Source organism: Mycolicibacterium vaccae NBRC 14118 = CIP 105934 (assembly GCF_001552715.1).
GTDB lineage: Bacteria > Actinomycetota > Actinomycetes > Mycobacteriales > Mycobacteriaceae > Mycobacterium > Mycobacterium vaccae.
The window spans coordinates 1-15,687 of sequence record NZ_BCRS01000141.1 but is presented as its reverse complement, the minus strand read 5'-3'; the positions used below and the strand labels follow the sequence as shown (position 1 = coordinate 15,687).

Below are 15,687 nucleotides of genomic sequence, written 5' to 3'. Positions count from 1 at the left end.
CGAGCCCGACGCCGCGGGTGCCGCCGACGACCACGGCGCCCCGGCCGGCCAGGAGGCCGGGCGGGCCCGCGTTAATCCGTGCTGTCCTTCTGCGAGAACGTCATCGCGTCCATGTTCCAGTAGCCGCGCAGGTTGGTGATCAGGCCCGCGTCGTCCACCCGATAAGTGAACGCGCCGCGCACGGTGGCGACGAAGCCGTTCGGGAAGGTGGTCTCCAGGACCAGGATGTAGGCGATCTCCGTCGGACTGCTCGACGGGAACGTCTCCTCGCAGGTGACGCGCAGCTGGTTCGGGCCGATGTTCGCGTCGTAGAACGCCGCGACGGCGTCCTTGCCGCGCACACCCGTGCCGTCGGGGTTGGTGACGGCCTCCCCGATGGGGTCTTCGATGACGACGTCGTCGGCCATCAGTGCCAGCCAGCCCTCGCGGTCACCGGACTGCACGCAGCGCCACGAGTTCTGCGACGCTGCGACAACCGGTGTGAGGTCCGTGATCTCGGTCATTTGATCCCTACCTTCGCCGAAATCGCATTCCAGTAGGCCTCTACTCGGACTTCGCCTACTGGAATGCAATTTCGCGGGTTCATGCCGACTTACCTGTCGGCGTCGGTGTAGCGGATGACGCCGCGGATGTTCTTGCCTTCGAGCATGTCCCGGTAGCCGTCGTTGATCTGCTCCAGCTTGTACTGCCGGGTGACCATGTCGTCGAGGTTGAGCCGCCCTGCCTTGTACATCGACAGCAGCTGCGGGATGTCGAAGTGCGGGTTGCCGCCACCGAAGATGGTGCCCTGCAGGTTCTTCTGCAGCAGCGTGAGCATCGAGAGGTTCAGCGTCACGTCCGAGTTGGCCATGTTGGCCACCGCGGTGACCACGCAGGTGCCGCCCTTGGCCGTGATGTTGAGGTAGTTGTCGATCTCCTCGCCCTTGAGCTCACCGGTGGTGATGATGGTCTTGGAAGCCATCCGGCCCTGGGTGATCTCGGCGACGCCCATCATCGCGCTGCCGATGTCGGGGTAGACGTGGGTCGCACCGAACTTGAGCGCCTGGTCGCGCTTCCACTCCACCGGGTCGATCGCGAAGATGTTGCGCGCCCCCGCGTTCAGGGCGCCCTGCAGCGCGCCCATGCCGACGCCGCCGATGCCGGCGATGACGACGTCGTCGCCGGGCCGGACGTTCGCACTGCGCGTCGCCGAGCCGTAGCCGGTGGTCACGCCGCAGCCGACGAGGCAGGCGACCTCGAATGGGATGGACGGATCGATCTTCACCACCGAGCTCTTGTGCACGACCATGTACGGGCTGAAGGTGCCGAGCAGGGTCATCGGGATGACCGGGGTGCCGTCCTTGGCGTGGATGCGGTGGGTGTTGTCCGACACCGCGGTGCCCTGAAGCAGCATGGCGCCCAGGTCGCAGAGGTTGCGCATGCCGGCCTGACACGACGGGCAGGATCCGCACGACGGGATGAACGACAGCACCACGTGGTCGCCGGGCTCAAGGCCCTCCACTCCGGGGCCCACCTCGGTGACGATGCCGGCGCCCTCGTGGCCGCCGAGCACCGGGAAACCCGCCATCGGGATATCGCCGGTGACCAGGTGGTGGTCCGAGTGGCACATGCCCGAGGCTTCCATCTGGATCTTGACCTCGTCCTTGACGGGGTCGCCGATCTCGATCTCCTCGATCGTCCACGGCTGGTTGAATTCCCAGATCAGGGCGCCTTTGGTCTTCATCTCTCCTGCTTTCGACTAGAGCATCTGGTGACCAGACTAGAGGCTCTAGTTAGCCACATCACGTCTACCCCGATCAACCGCTTGGGTGGGTGTTACCAGATCTGGACGGGTGCCTGGCCGATCGGGTAGTAGCCGGGCAGTTTCTCGCCGGACAGCGACCGCTCGATGCGCTTCTGCATGGCAGGGGTGAGGTCACCGGACTCGATCAGCTTCGCGTACCCCTTGGCCACGTGTCCGAAGTCGAAGAAGTCGCGCTGCCACTCGATGAGCAGCTGGTCGCCCTCCCCGACAGCGGCGAGCCGGAACCAGCTGCCGCCGATGCCGTAGATCTCGGCGCGGGTGCCGTCGCTCTTGTTGGCGATCTGCTTCCAGAAGCCGACGATCTCGTTCTGCTTCTCGTCGATCAGCGTCCGCTGGTACTCGTAGACCCAGTTCTCCAGGCCCTCCATCTCCAGGCCCAGCGCCACATCGCGGATCTCCTCTTTGCCGACGCACATCACGTCTTCCTTCGGGCCGATGTTCCAGCCGTAGGTGGCGTCGTCGGTGTAGAACTCGGCAAGCGGCTTCCAGTCGCCGACTGCCTCGGCGTCCTGGTTGGCCTTGAGCCAGCGCTGGACCCAGTCCTCCAGTTGCTCGCGTGACGCCATTACTTCACTCCTTCTCGACAATTGACAGTGCCCGGGTCGGACACATCTCGACGGCCATTTCGACGGCTTCGCGAAGCTCGTCGGGTGGTTCGGGGTCGGTGATCTCGACGACGCCACGTTTGGGCACCGTGAAGACGTCGGGTGCTTCCAGCTCGCACATCGCGTGCCCCTGGCACAGGTCCTCGTCGAGTACCACGCGGTAGCAACCCATTTCAGGCCCTGGTCCGCCTGCGGTAGCGGACCTTGGCCGGCTGAGCGAGCTGCACCACCATCTTGGAATGGTCGTTGCGGTAGCTCTCCGAAGGCTGCGACATCTCGAACTCGTACTCGCGCAGCAACACCGAGAAGATCGCCTTGATCTGCATCTGTGCGAACGCCGCACCCACGCAGCGGTGCTTGCCTGCGCCGAACGGAATCCAGGTCCACCGGTTGATCAGATCTTCCTGGCGCGGCTTCTCGTAGCGGCTGGGGTCGAAGGCATCCGGATCGGGGAAGTCCTCGGGGATGCGGTTGGAGATCGCCGGGGAGGCGGCCACCATCTGGCCCTTGTGGATGGGGTGGCCGGCGACCTCGAACTCGTCTTGGGCCACCCGCATCAGGATGATCAGCGGCGGGTGCAGGCGCAGGGTCTCCTTGAGCGCATTGTCGAGATTCGGGATCTGGCGCAGCGCATGGAAACTCACCTCCTGACCGTCGGAGTACAGGTCGTCGAGCTCGGCCTGCACCTTGGCGTAGAACTCGGGGTGGCGCAGCAACTCGATCAGTGTCCACGAGGAGGTGCCCGAACTGGTGTGGTGGCCGGCGAACATCAGCGAGATGAACATGCCGGTAACCTCGTTGGCGGAGAAGCGCGGATTGCCCTCGTCGTCTTTGATCGACACCAGCACGTCGAGCAGGTCACGGTCGTCCTTGCCCTTGGGCGGGTTGGCGATGCGACCGTTCATGATGTCCTGAACCAGGGCTACGAGTTTGACGCGGGACTCGTCGCGGATGCGGAAGCTCTCGATGTCCAGGTACGGGTCGACGTAGCACAGCGGGTCGGTGCCGCGCTCCAGCTGGTGGTAGTAGTGGGCGAACCGGCTGTCGAGTTGCTCGCGGAACTTGAGCCCGATCAGGCAGGCCGTCGAGGTGTAGATGGTCAGCTCGGAGAAGAAGTCGAGCAGCTCGATCTCCCCTTCATCGCCCCAGTCGGCGATGATCTTCTTGACCTCGGCCTCGATGGTGGCGGCATGACCCTTCATCTGCTCGCCGCGCAGCGCGGTGTTGTGCAGCATCTCGGCCCGCCGCTCGGGGTCGGCGTCGAACACCACGCCCTCACCGAAGATCGGCGTCATGAACGGGTAGGCCTCGGCCTGGTTGAGTTCGCTGTCGCTGGACCGGAAGAAGAACTCGTTGGCCTCCGCGCCGGAGAGCATCACCACCTGCTTGCCTGCGAGCTGGAACCAGCCGACGTCACCGCACTCCTCGCGGATGCGCTTCATCAAGCCGATCGGGTCGGTGCGGAACTCCTCCAGATGGCCGTGTTCCTCGTCCTCTCCACCGGAGACGCGGGGCACGATCGCAGTCGTCATGACGGCATTCCCTCCTCGCCGAGTGCGAGTTTCTGTCGATCTTTGACTTCAGCCAGGGGGGCTTCGGGCTGCAGTTCGATATTCGCGATGTAGTGGCCGCGCGGGGTCTCGGCCACGAAGGCGATCGCCCGGGCCAGGTCGGCGGCGCGCATGAAGTAGTCGTGGCGGGCCTGCCCCCATTTGGCCCAGTCCTCCAGGGCGGGGCCGATCTTCTCGGCGGGCAGGCTCCATCCCATCGAGGTCATGGTGGGGCCGGGATGCACGATCGACGCGCGCACCCCGGTGCCCTCGAGTTCCATCTGCAGGTTGGTCACCATGGCGACCAGACCGGCCTTGGCCGCGCCGTAGGCACCCATGTGCGGTCGCTGCCGCAGTGCCACATCGGAGCCGACGAAGATCAGGTCACCGCGGCGACGTTCGAGCATGCCTGGCAGCACCGCGGTGGCCATCCGGTTGGCCCCGACCAGGTGGATCTGCAGCTGGTCGGTGAACTCATCGGTGCTCATCTCGTGCAACTTGCCGAAGTTGGTGTCACCGGCGCCGGCGACCAGCACCTCGATCTCACCGAGTTCGGAGGTGGTCTGCTCGACGGCCGCCTTCACCGAGTCGGGGTCGGTGACGTCGAGGTGCACCGCGATCGCTTCACCGCCGTCGGCGCGGATCTTGCCGACGATCTCCTGCAGCTTTTCCACCCGGCGGGCGCCGAGAGCGACCGGGAAACCGTTCGCGGCGAGCTGGATTGCCGTGGCCTCGCCGATGCCGGACGAGGCGCCGGCGACCAGGGCGGGGCGACGGTCGGGTAACGGATCGAAACGGGGCATCAGCGGATCTCCACATGCATCGGAAGGTGGGCGAATCCGCGCACATTGCTGGAGTGGACGCGGACGGCGTTGGCCTCGTCGACCTCGTACCCGCGGATTCGTTTGAACAACTCGGCCAGCGCCACCCGGGCTTCCATGCGCGCCAGGTGCGCACCGAGGCAGAAGTGGGCTCCGCTACCGAAACTCATCAGCTTGGAGCCGATCTCCCGCCCGATGACATAGTCGTCAGGGTCATCGAACACCCGCTCGTCGCGGTGTGCCGAACCAGGAAGCAGCAGCAGCACGTCCCCGTCGGGGATCGTGGTGTCGTAGAGCGTCAGTTCGCCGGCCACGGTGCGGGCCAGGATCTGGCTCGACGTGTCGAAGCGCAGCGTCTCCTCCACCCACAGCGGCACCCGCTCCAGATCCTGGTACACCGGCGTCAGCTGGTCGGGGTAGCGGTGGCCCCAGAACGCCGCATTGGCAAGCAGTTTCGTGGTGGTCTCGTTGCCGGCGATGACCATCAGGAACATGAAGCCGATGATCTCGTCGTCGGTCAGCCGGTCACCGTCGATCTCGGCCTCCAGTAGTGCCGAGGTCAGATCGTCGGTGAGCTTCTTGCGCCGCTCGGCCACCATCTCCTGGTAGTAGACGATCAGGTTGAGCGACGCCTCGATGGCCGAGTCGGGCACATCGGTGACGCCTTCGTCGCGGTGCATCACCGCATCCGCCCACGCCCGCACCTGAACCCGGTCGGCACCGGGCACGCCCATCAGCTCGGAGATCACGTCCATGGGCAGCTTGCCGGCGAACTCGTCGACGTAGTCCACGGTGCCGTCCCCGGCGTTCTCCAACATCGCATCCAGGTGCTGGACCGCGATCTCGGTGACCCGCGGCTCCAGTTCGCGGATACGCCGCGGGGTGAAGCCCTTCGACACCAGGGTGCGCAGCCGCAGGTGGTCCGGGTCGTCCATGGCCAGGAACGACATCGTCTTGGACGCGTGCGGCCCGCGCGACGCCGGGTCCAGCGACACCCCGAACTTGTTCGACAACGTGGTGCTGTTGCGGAAGCCCTTCAACACGTCGGCGTGCCGGGACAGCGCCCAGAACCCGAGTTCTTCGTTGCGGTACAACGGGGCTTCGTCGCGCAGCCGCTGGTAGTACGGGTACGGATCCTCGTGAAAGGCGTAGTCGTACGGGTCGAGCTGTACCTCGCTGATCGTCACTGCTTGTCTTCTCCGACGCTCAGGCTCATTTATCGTCTCCGACGATGAGGCTCATTTGTCTTCTCCGACGATGAGGCCGACCACATAACTGAGGCGGTCGGCGATTTGGTGGTAGGTGAAGGCGCCGCTGCCGGCATTGACCAGCGCGCCGAAGAACGTCATCTCGAGGGCGGCAAGCGTGCGGGGGTCCGGGTTGGGGCCGACGGCGGCCCGGATGCGCCGGTGGATCTCCCCGCCGATACGTTCGCGGACGGTGCGCACGGCCGGGTCGTTGCCTGACAGCAGCGCGGTGGTGCACGCGGCCGCGACTTCGGGCTCGTCGGCGACCATCAGGGCCATGCTGCGCAACGTCTTCTCGACGCGGACCACCTTGCTGTCGTTCACGTCGGTGAAGTAGTCGACCTGACGGATGAGGTCCAGGTAGATCTCGGCGATCAGGTGGTTCTTCGACGAGAAGTAGGTGTAGGCCGTCGCCGGGGCCACCTTGGCGCGCGCCGCCACCGCGCGCACGGTCAGGTCGGCGTACGAAGACTCGCGCAGCATCTCCAAACCGGCGGCGAGGACCTTGCGGAACGTCTCTTCCTGCCGACGGTTGCGTGGCGGATGCGCCGACTCACCTGTGAGCGGAGCAACAGCATCACTGGACACCTGTCCAAGCTAGCCGACGGGGCGCGCGCCAGGCAAGCGTTACAGCGAATCCGCACGCCAATGTGCCTTTGCTCGAGAGGTGTGGCGTCATAGCCTTGCCTGCCGCCGAGATCTGCGGCTATGGTTCGGAGAACTCCATCGGACAGCTGTCCAGGGATTAGATACAGGAGGTCGGATGCCGATCCTGGCCGATCGCGAAAGCCGTCTGCTCATCGATGGCAAGCTCGTCCCCGGAAGCGCGGGCACGTTCCCCACCCTCAACCCCGCCACCGAGGAGACCCTCGGCGTGGCCGCCGACGCGGACACTGAGGACATGAGCGCGGCGATCGGCGCGGCCCGCCGCAGCTTCGACGAGACGGACTGGGCCACGAACACCGAACTGCGGGTGCGCTGCATCCGGCAGCTGCAGCAGGCCATGCGGGACCATGTCGAGGACCTGCGGGAGCTGACGATGGCCGAGGTGGGTGCCCCGCGGATGCTCACGTCGGCAGCCCAGCTCGAAGGCCCGGTCGAGGATCTGACGTTCTGCGCCGACACCGCCGCGGGCTATCAGTGGACGACCGATCTCGGCACCGCTTCACCCATGGGCATCAAGACGCACCGCACGATCGCCCGCGAGGCCGTCGGCGTCGTCGGGGCGATCACGCCGTGGAACTTCCCGCACCAGATCAACCTCGCCAAGATCGGCCCGGCGCTGGCCGCCGGAAACACGTTGGTGCTCAAGCCGGCTCCCGACACGCCGTGGGTGGCTGCGGTGCTCGGCGAGCTGATCGCCGAGCACACGGATTTTCCCGCCGGGGTGATCAACATCGTCACCTCCAGCGATCACAGCGTGGGGGCGTTGCTGTCGAAAGATCCTCGGGTGGACATGGTTTCGTTCACCGGGTCGACCACCACGGGCCGCGCGGTGATGGCCGACGGCTCGGCGACCCTGAAGAAGGTGTTCCTCGAGCTCGGCGGCAAGTCGGCCTTCCTGGTCCTCGACGACGCCGACCTCGCCGGTGCGTGCTCGATGGCGGCGTTCACCGCGTCGATGCACGCCGGGCAGGGCTGCGCGATCACCACCCGCCTGGTGGTGCCGCGCGGGCGGTACGACGAAGCCGTCGAGGCGGCCGCGGCGACCATGGGCGGCATGAAGCCCGGTGATCCGACGAACCCCGGCACGGTGTGCGGACCGGTGATCTCGGAGCGGCAGCGCGAACGCATCCAGGGGTACCTGGACTCGGCGATCGCCGAGGGGGGCAGGTTCGCCTGCGGCGGTGGACGTCCCGCCGACCGCGACAGGGGCTTCTTCATCGAGCCGACGGTGATCGCCGGCCTCGACAACACCGCGAAGGTGGCCCGCGAGGAGATCTTCGGTCCCGTCCTGACGGTCATCGCCCACGACGGCGACGACGACGCGGTGCGCATCGCCAACGACTCGCCCTACGGACTGTCGGGCACCGTGTTCTCGCCGGACCTGGAGCGGGCCAACAGCGTTGCGGCCCGACTGCGGGTCGGCACGGTCAACATCAACGGCGGCGTCTGGTATTCGGCGGACATGCCGTTCGGCGGCTACAAGCAATCCGGCATCGGCCGGGAAATGGGGCTCGCCGGTTTCGAGGAGTACCTCGAGATCAAGGCGATCGCCACAGCGGCGAACTAAAAGAGAAACGGAGGGCTTGTGCATGGGCCTTTATGGTGATCAGTTCAACGAGAAGGTGGCCATCGTCACCGGGGCCGGCGGCGGTATCGGTCAGGCGTACGCCGAAGCGCTGGCCCGTGAGGGCGCCGCGGTGGTGGTGGCCGACATCAACACCGAAGGTGCGCAGAAGGTCGCCGACGGCATCAAGGGCGAAGGCGGGAACGCGCTGGCCGTCCGGGTCGACGTGTCCGATCCCGACTCGGCAAAAGAGATGGCCGCGCAGGCTCTTTCGGAGTTCGGCGGCATCGACTACCTGGTCAACAACGCCGCGATCTTCGGTGGGATGAAGCTCGACTTCCTGATCACCGTCGATTGGGACTATTACAAGAAGTTCATGAGCGTGAACATGGACGGCGCGCTGGTGTGCACTCGCGCGGTGTACCGCAAGATGGCCAAACGCGGCGGCGGAGCGATCGTCAACCAGTCGTCGACCGCGGCGTGGCTGTACTCGAACTTCTACGGCCTGGCCAAGGTCGGGATCAACGGCCTGACCCAGCAGTTGGCCACCGAACTCGGCGGACAGAATATCCGTGTCAACGCGATCGCGCCGGGACCCATCGACACCGAGGCCAATCGGACAACCACCCCGCAGGAGATGGTCGCCGACATCGTCAAGGGAATCCCGTTGTCGCGCATGGGTGAGGTGGACGATCTGACCGGTATGTGCCTGTTCCTGCTGTCGGATCAGGCGAAGTGGGTGACCGGGCAGATCTTCAATGTCGATGGCGGACAGATCATCAGATGAGTGATGTGAAACTGGGCTACATCGGGTTGGGCAACCAGGGCGCGCCGATGGCCAAACGGCTCGTCGACTGGCCCGGCGGTCTGATCGTCTTCGACGTCCGCGCCGAGGCGATGACTCCGCTGGTGGAGATGGGCGCCGACGCTGCGGACAACGTGGCCGACGTGGCGGAAGCCGACGTCATCAGCGTGACCGTGCTCAACGATGCGCAGGTGCGCGAGGTGGTGGGTGAACTCGCCGCGCACGCGGAGCCCGGCACCGTCATCGCGATCCACTCGACGATCGAACCGGAGACTGCCGCGGAGTTGGCGCAGCAGCTGCAGCCCAGCGGAATCCACATCGTCGACGCGCCGGTCAGCGGTGGCGCGGGCGCAGCCGACAAGGGTGAGCTCGCGGTGATGGTGGGCGCCGACCAGCACATCTATGACCGGGTCAAGCCGGTGTTCAAGCAGTGGGCGTCGATGGTGGTGCGCGCCGGCGAGCCCGGAGCCGGCACCCGGATGAAGCTGGCCCGCAACATGCTGACGTTCGTCGGCTTCACCGCGGCGTGCGAGGCGATGCGGCTGGCCGAGGCCTCGGGAATCGATCTGCAGAAGCTGGGCCGGGTGGTGCGGCACAGCGATGCGCAGAGTGGCGGCCCCGGAGCGATCATGGTCCGCGACGACATGAAACCGCTGACGCCCGAACACTTTCTGTACGACATGTTCGTCCATACCCGCGGTCTCGGGGAGAAGGACCTGCGCCTGGCGCTCGGACTCGGCGAGTCCACCGGGGTGGACCTGCCGCTGGCCGAGATCGCGCTGCGCGATCTGGCTGCCGGACTGGGCGTGCCGCATACGCCTTCGACGACGGAGTAGGAGTAGAGATGGACGAGCTTCGCAAGAAGGGCCTCAAGAAGATGAACGAGGTCTATTCGTGGGAGATGCCGAATATCGAGGGTGACCCGTACTTCGACCTGACCGTCGATCACCTCTTCGGCACCATCTGGACCCGCCCGGGACTGTCGATGCGCGACAAACGGTTGATGACGTTGGCCATCGTGACCGCCCTCGGTGAACAGGGGCTGGCGGAGGTCCAGGTGAATGCCGCGTTGGCCAACGGTGAACTGAGTGAAGAAGAACTGAAGGAGATGGCGATCTTCCTCACCCATTACGTGGGCTTCCCCCGTGGTTCCGGGCTCAACGGCGTGGTGGGCAAGGTCGCCGCCAAGCGCAGAAAGGCTGCCGAAGCCGGTGGGGGAGAAGACAAAAAAGCCAACGTCAACGCCGCCGTGAAGATGAGCACGGGGAAGACCCTCGATGACGAGTAGATTCGCCGCGCTGTCGCGCGAGGAGCTGGCGACCCTGGTTCCGGAGCTGCTGCTGATCGGTCAGTTGATCGACCGTTCCGGGATGGCCTGGTGCATCAGCAATTTCGGTCGCGAGGAGATGCTGCAGATCGCGATCGAGGAGTGGGCGGCATCCAGCCCGCTCTACACCAAGCGGATGCAGAAGGCGCTCAAGTACGAGGGTGTCGACATCTTCACGCTCTTCAAAGGCCTGCAGCTCGACATCGGTGCGCCGCCGCAGTTCATGGATTTCCGCTACATCGTGCACGACCGCTGGCACGGCGAGTTCTACCTCGATCACTGTGGCGCGCTCATGGACGTCGAGCCGATGGGCGAGGACTACGTCAAAGGCATGTGCCACGACATCGAAGATCCCACCTTCGACGCCACCGCGCTGGCCACCAACCGCAAGGCCCAGGTCCGGCCGATCCACCGGCCGCCCAGGTCATCGCCCGATCAGCATCCACACTGCCGGTGGACGGTCATCATCGACGAGTCTTATCCCGAGGTTCCGTTCATCCCCGCGATGGACATCGTCGGCGCCACCCGGGCCTACCACACCGAGCTGGATCCGATCGACCCGAATGACGAAGGCATGGCCGACTATTCGGGGCCGCTGCTGGCCGACGTCGACTTCGGTGCCTTCTCGCATTCGGCGCTGGTCCGGATCGCCGACGAGGTGTGCCTGCAGATGCACCTGCTGGTGAAGTCGTTCACGATCGCGGTCGAGAAGCGAGCCAAGGACGACGCGGCGCTGGCCCGGACCATCCGCACCAAACAGCTGATCGGCATCGCCGGGGTGGCCGCGGAGCGGATCCACCGCGCGCTCAAGCTGTCCAAGGATGTCCGGGGTGCGCTGCGGGTGCTCGAGCTGCATCCGTTACTGAACCCCGCCGCCTATGTCCGGGCCGACATCGCTCCGGGCTTCGTGCACGTGCGTGCGTCGGCGGCGCACGAGGACGGTTCGTGGATCTCGCTGGTCTCGCCGGTGGCCGATCTGCCGCTGCAGGCCATCGTGCAGGCGGTGGACCCGCACTTGCGCGCCGAGGTCTCCGGCACCGAGACCGACTGGACGGTCCGGGTGATCGAGACCGACACCGCGGCCAAGGAACTGCCCGAGGTCGAGGTGTGCAAGTTCAGCAGCGGCGCGGCGTGGGAGTTCGAGACCCGGAAGTCGCTGCCGCTGACCGTGGTCTGAGGTTCAGCGGGGCAGCACCGCGTTGCCGACCCACCGGCGCAGGTAGGCGCGCAGCGCGTCACCGGTGCGCGGCGGGCGGCCGGGGTCGATCACGAAGGACTGGATGACGCGCAGCAGGTGCTCGGAGAGTTGGTCGAGCGCGGCGTCGTCGAACCCGTACGCCGTCCAGTCGACGTCGAGACGGCCCACCATGTCCCGCGCGAAGCGCAGCGCGATGTCGGAGGTCACCGACTGCACGTGGCTGGACCCGCCGGGCACCATGATCAATCCGATGTACTTCTCCCGGGGCAGCCATTCCAGCGCGGTCGCCACCGCCTCGGCGACCGCTTCGGCGGGCTCGCTGATGCCGGCCAGGTGCGCGGCCAGCCGGTCGAGGAATCCGTCGACCGCATGTACGGCGGCGGCGATCAGCAGCGACTCGGTGCTGGAGAAGTAGCGGTACACCGTCTGCCGGGTGACTCCGACGGTGCGGGCCACGTCGGAGATGCTGAAGTCCGCCCCGCGCTCCTCGATCACCTTGCCTGCGGCCGCCAGGATGCGCGCGACGGCCTCCTCGTCGGAGGCCGGCTTGGCTCCTGACCAACCGTGGGTGCGCACGAACGAACTGTAGGCCACCGCTCGGGGGCTGCCCTCAACTCCGCCGCAACCCCAGCTGCCCCACAGATCCGCGACGTGCAGCAGAAGTGCGAGCTGACCTCTGACAAGCGTGGATCGGTGTGACGAGCGTGACTACCGGTAGGCGACCTGCAGGTCTTTGACCCCGTTGATCCAGCCCGAGCGAAGCCGTTGCGGTTCGGCCAGCTTCGCGATGTCGGGAATCTGGTCGGCGATCTCGTGGAACATCAGCTTGATCTCCATCCGGGCCAGATTGGCGCCGATGCAGAAGTGCGCGCCGTTGCCACCGAAAGCCAAGTGCGGATTCGGGTTTCGCAGAATATTGAATTCAAACGGACGCTCGAAGACCGCTTCGTCGAAATTCGCCGAGCTGTAGAACAGGCCCGCCCGCTGCCCCTTGGCGATCGTCACGCCGCCCACCTCGACGTCTTCGAGCGCGGTGCGCTGGAAGCAGTGCACCGGGGTGGCCCACCGGATGATCTCGTCGATGGCGGTGTCCGGGCGCTCGCGCCGGAACAGCTCCCACTGGTCGGGGTGGTCGAGGAACGCGTTCATGCCGTGGGTCATCGCGTTGCGGGTGGTCTCGTTGCCGGCCACCGCGAGCAGGATGACGAAGAACGCGAATTCGACCTCGCCCATCGATTCCCCGTCGAGATCGGCCTGGACCAGCCGGGTGACGATGTCGTCGGCCGGACAGCGGCGCCGCTCCTCGGCCATGGTGTACGCGTACCCCATCAGCTCCGCGTTGGCCGTCGTCGGATCGGCGTCGAAGTCCGGGTCGTCGGTGTTCATGATCGCGTTCGACCAGTGGAAGAGCTTCTCGCGGTCCTGTTCGGGGACGCCGATCAGATCGGCGATGGCCTGTAGGGGCAGCGGCATCGCGACGTCGTCGACGAAGTTGCCGCTGCCCTTCTCGGCCGCGCGGCGCACGATCTCCCGCGCGGCGCCGGCGAGCTTGGCCTCCATGCCCGCGATCGCCCTCGGGGTGAACAGCCGCGAGACGAGCTTGCGCAGCCGGGTGTGCTCGGGCGCATCGTGGTTGATCAGCAGCGCCTTGGTCAGGTCGAGTTGTTCGGCGGTGACACCGTCGGGAAGGCGCATCACCGCGCCCTTGGCGTTGGTCGACCACTGGGCGCCGTCCCGGGAGATGGCCTTGATGTCCTCGTGCCGCGAGATGACCCAGTAGCCGCCGTCGTCGAAGATCGATTCGGTCTGCTCGTTCCACCACACCGGCGCGGTCCTGCGCAGCTCGGCGAACTCGGTCACCGGAATGCCCCTCAGAAGTACGTCGGGGTCGGTGAAGTCATATCCCGGGGGCAGGCCGGAGCCCTGGGGAAGGCCGGAGCCCTGGGGAAGGCCGGGGCCCGGGGGGAGGAATGGACAACTCTGGGTCGTGGACATCGGGTCGCCTCCTGGTGTGACGCACAGCACTTCTCACTGACCATACACTTATGCCGCCGGATGTATGCCCGAGGACGTGGTGAGCCCGCGCGGCGATGCCACTAGGGTGTGCGTCTGTGCACGTCCTGGTGGTTGGTTCCGGAGCCCGTGAACACGCGATGCTGCTCGCACTGCGCCGAGACCCCGAGGTCGACGCGCTCTCAGTGGCGCCCGGCAACGCCGGGACCGCGGCGGTGGCCGACCAGTACGACGTCGATGTCACCTCCGGGGAGGCCGTCACCGCACTGGCCAGGCGCATCGGCGCCGACCTCGTCGTGATTGGACCCGAGGTGCCGCTGGTGCTCGGGGTGGCCGACGCGCTGCGCGCGGCAGGCATCGCCTGTTTCGGCCCGTCCAAGGATGCCGCGCGCATCGAAGGGTCCAAGGCGTTCGCCAAGGACGTGATGACCGCCGCCGGGGTGCGCACCGCGAGCAGCGAGATCGTCGACAACCCCGGCCACCTGGACGCCGCGCTCGACCGCTTCGGACCACCCGCCGGTCAGGCTGCCTGGGTGGTCAAGGACGACGGACTGGCGGCGGGCAAGGGCGTGGTGGTCACCGCCGACCGCGACGCCGCGCGCGCACACGCCGCGAGCCTGCTCGACGCGGGGCATCCGGTGCTGCTCGAATCGTTCCTCGACGGTCCCGAGGTGTCGCTGTTCTGCGTGGTGGACGGCGAGACTGTGGTTCCGCTGCTGCCCGCCCAGGATTTCAAGCGGGTCGGCGACGGTGACAGCGGACCCAACACCGGCGGGATGGGGGCGTACACGCCGCTGCCGTGGCTGCCCGACGAGGTGACTCGGCGCATCGTCGACGAGATCGTCAAACCCGTTGCCGCCGAACTCGTCCGGCAGGGCAGTGGGTTTTCGGGCCTGTTGTACGCCGGGCTGGCGATCACCTCAGCCGGTCCCGCCGTCATCGAGTTCAACTGCCGCTTCGGAGACCCGGAGACCCAGGCCGTGCTGGCGCTGCTGGAATCGCCACTGGGGCAACTGCTGCGCGCCGCGGCCACCGGAAAGCTGGCCGCCCAACCCCCGCTGCAGTGGCAACCCGGCTCGGCTGTCGCAGTCGTGCTGGCCGCGGAGAACTATCCGGGCCGGCCCCGGGTCGGTGACGTCATCCAGGGCGCCGACCAGGAGGGTGTCCTGCACGCCGGCACTGCACGCAGCGAGGACGGGAGCCTGGTGTCCTCGGGCGGGCGGGTGCTGACGGTGGTCGGGTCCGGTGCGGACCTGACGGCCGCGCGCGCCGCCGCATATCAGACGATGACCGGGATTCGGTTGCCGGGCAGCCACTTCCGGCGTGACATCGGCCTGGCCGCGGCTGAAGGCCGGATCGCGCTCTAAGCGGTCAGCAGCGGTGCCGCCCAGCTCAGCTCGTCGGTCAGCTGTGACGACCAGAACGACGCGTTGTGCCCGCCGGGGGAGAAGCCGCCCGCCGGCGGTGTCGGCAGCTGCGCGACGAACTGCCGGGTGGCGGCCAGGAACGGATCGTCGAGACCGCAGTCGATGCGCAGCGGTATTCCGTTGAGTGAAGGCAGACCCCACACACTGTTGGCCTGGTAGTCGGCGGCGTCGTCGAACGCCCCCGGCGCCGCGGCGCCCGGGGCCGTCCACAGCGCGGGGCTGACCGCGCAGATCGCGGCGGTCCGGGCCGCCCCGAGGCGCGCGCCCAGCAGCATCGCCCCGTAGCCGCCCATCGACCAGCCCAGGAAGGCCACCCGCGAGGTGTCGAGGCCCTGGGCGGCCAGCAGTGGAAGGAACTCCTCGAGCACCATCGCCCCGGAGTCGTCGCCGGAGGCACGCCGGTGCCAGTACCCGTTGCCGCCGTCGACCGCGGCGATCGCGACCGGCGGCAGCCCCGCCCGCGTCGCGTCGGCGAGGAACTGCTCGACGCCCATCGACATGACCGTGTGGGCCGACGAATCCTTGCCGTGCAACAGGATCACCGGACGCAGCGGCACCGTCTGGTTCGGCGGACGGGCGATCACCCAGTCGGTGGACACCCCGCCGCGCGCCGCCGACGCGAACGAACCCGCGACGCGGGTGGCGGCCGGGGGCGCGGCT

The 15,687-nt window shown here is 67.0% G+C and carries 17 protein-coding genes; 6 read left to right on the top strand and 11 right to left on the bottom strand.

Features of this window, described 5'->3' with window-relative positions; all coding sequences use genetic code 11:
* Positions 1-71: 71 nt before the first annotated feature.
* From MVA01S_RS22745 to MVA01S_RS22710, 8 genes are all read right to left on the bottom strand, one after another.
* Positions 72-503, bottom strand: a complete 432-nt coding sequence (locus tag MVA01S_RS22745) for a nuclear transport factor 2 family protein (protein WP_003930476.1) — start codon at positions 501-503, stop codon at positions 72-74.
* Positions 504-592: 89 nt separating this feature from the next.
* Positions 593-1,723 (bottom strand): NDMA-dependent alcohol dehydrogenase, encoded by a 1,131-nt coding sequence (locus MVA01S_RS22740; protein WP_003930475.1) that lies wholly within the window; start codon positions 1,721-1,723, stop codon positions 593-595.
* Between the two features lie 92 nt (positions 1,724-1,815).
* Entirely contained in the window at positions 1,816-2,370 is a 555-nt protein-coding gene (locus tag MVA01S_RS22735) for a nuclear transport factor 2-like protein (RefSeq protein ID WP_003930474.1), read from the bottom strand.
* Positions 2,371-2,374: 4 nt separating this feature from the next.
* Entirely contained in the window at positions 2,375-2,581 is a 207-nt protein-coding gene (locus tag MVA01S_RS22730) for a ferredoxin (protein ID WP_003930473.1), read from the bottom strand.
* Between the two features lies 1 nt (position 2,582).
* Entirely contained in the window at positions 2,583-3,941 is a 1,359-nt protein-coding gene (locus MVA01S_RS22725; RefSeq protein ID WP_003930472.1) for a lanosterol 14-alpha demethylase, read from the bottom strand.
* Positions 3,938-4,762 (bottom strand): SDR family oxidoreductase, encoded by an 825-nt coding sequence (locus MVA01S_RS22720; protein WP_003930471.1) that lies wholly within the window; start codon positions 4,760-4,762, stop codon positions 3,938-3,940. The genes MVA01S_RS22725 and MVA01S_RS22720 overlap by 4 nt, the downstream gene beginning before the upstream one ends.
* The gene (locus MVA01S_RS22715) at positions 4,762-5,967 is read right to left on the bottom strand and encodes a cytochrome P450 (protein ID WP_003930470.1); all 1,206 of its coding nucleotides are present in this window, start codon (positions 5,965-5,967) and stop codon (positions 4,762-4,764) included. Before MVA01S_RS22715 ends, MVA01S_RS22720 begins: the two co-directional genes overlap by 1 nt.
* A gap of 51 nt (positions 5,968-6,018) precedes the next feature.
* A complete protein-coding gene (locus MVA01S_RS22710; protein WP_040541188.1) occupies positions 6,019-6,615 on the bottom strand; it encodes a TetR family transcriptional regulator in 597 nt (198 codons plus the stop codon).
* A 175-nt stretch (positions 6,616-6,790) separates the two neighbouring features.
* Here MVA01S_RS22710 and MVA01S_RS22705 point away from each other — a divergent pair, with 175 nt between their 5' ends.
* The 5 genes from MVA01S_RS22705 to MVA01S_RS22685 are packed head-to-tail and all read left to right on the top strand — an operon-like array spanning position 6,791 to position 11,566.
* Complete coding sequence (locus tag MVA01S_RS22705) at positions 6,791-8,260, top strand: aldehyde dehydrogenase (RefSeq protein ID WP_003930468.1); 1,470 nt, start codon at positions 6,791-6,793, stop codon at positions 8,258-8,260.
* Positions 8,261-8,282: 22 nt separating this feature from the next.
* Positions 8,283-9,044, top strand: a complete 762-nt coding sequence (locus MVA01S_RS22700) for an SDR family oxidoreductase (protein WP_003930467.1) — start codon at positions 8,283-8,285, stop codon at positions 9,042-9,044.
* Positions 9,041-9,898, top strand: a complete 858-nt coding sequence (locus MVA01S_RS22695; protein WP_040541186.1) for an NAD(P)-dependent oxidoreductase — start codon at positions 9,041-9,043, stop codon at positions 9,896-9,898. The genes MVA01S_RS22700 and MVA01S_RS22695 overlap by 4 nt, the downstream gene beginning before the upstream one ends.
* 8 nt (positions 9,899-9,906) lie before the next feature.
* Positions 9,907-10,350, top strand: coding sequence for a carboxymuconolactone decarboxylase family protein (locus MVA01S_RS22690; protein WP_003930465.1), 444 nt, complete (start codon positions 9,907-9,909; stop codon positions 10,348-10,350).
* Positions 10,340-11,566, top strand: coding sequence for a hypothetical protein (locus MVA01S_RS22685; RefSeq protein ID WP_003930464.1), 1,227 nt, complete (start codon positions 10,340-10,342; stop codon positions 11,564-11,566). Before MVA01S_RS22690 ends, MVA01S_RS22685 begins: the two co-directional genes overlap by 11 nt.
* 3 nt (positions 11,567-11,569) lie before the next feature.
* Here MVA01S_RS22685 and MVA01S_RS22680 read toward each other — a convergent pair whose 3' ends face one another.
* A complete protein-coding gene (locus tag MVA01S_RS22680) occupies positions 11,570-12,163 on the bottom strand; it encodes a TetR/AcrR family transcriptional regulator (RefSeq protein ID WP_040541323.1) in 594 nt (197 codons plus the stop codon).
* Positions 12,164-12,295: 132 nt separating this feature from the next.
* Positions 12,296-13,582 carry a cytochrome P450 gene (locus tag MVA01S_RS22675; protein ID WP_237024247.1) on the bottom strand — a complete coding sequence of 429 codons (1,287 nt, stop codon included), beginning with the start codon at positions 13,580-13,582 and terminating at the stop codon, positions 12,296-12,298.
* A gap of 116 nt (positions 13,583-13,698) precedes the next feature.
* Here MVA01S_RS22675 and purD point away from each other — a divergent pair, with 116 nt between their 5' ends.
* Positions 13,699-14,967, top strand: a complete 1,269-nt coding sequence (gene purD / locus MVA01S_RS22670; RefSeq protein WP_003930461.1) for a phosphoribosylamine--glycine ligase — start codon at positions 13,699-13,701, stop codon at positions 14,965-14,967.
* Here purD and MVA01S_RS22665 read toward each other — a convergent pair.
* Positions 14,964-15,687 (bottom strand): alpha/beta hydrolase (locus MVA01S_RS22665; protein ID WP_060941699.1); only part of this gene is annotated, 724 nt, incomplete at its 5' end. The two genes, purD and MVA01S_RS22665, sit on opposite strands and share 4 nt — an antisense overlap.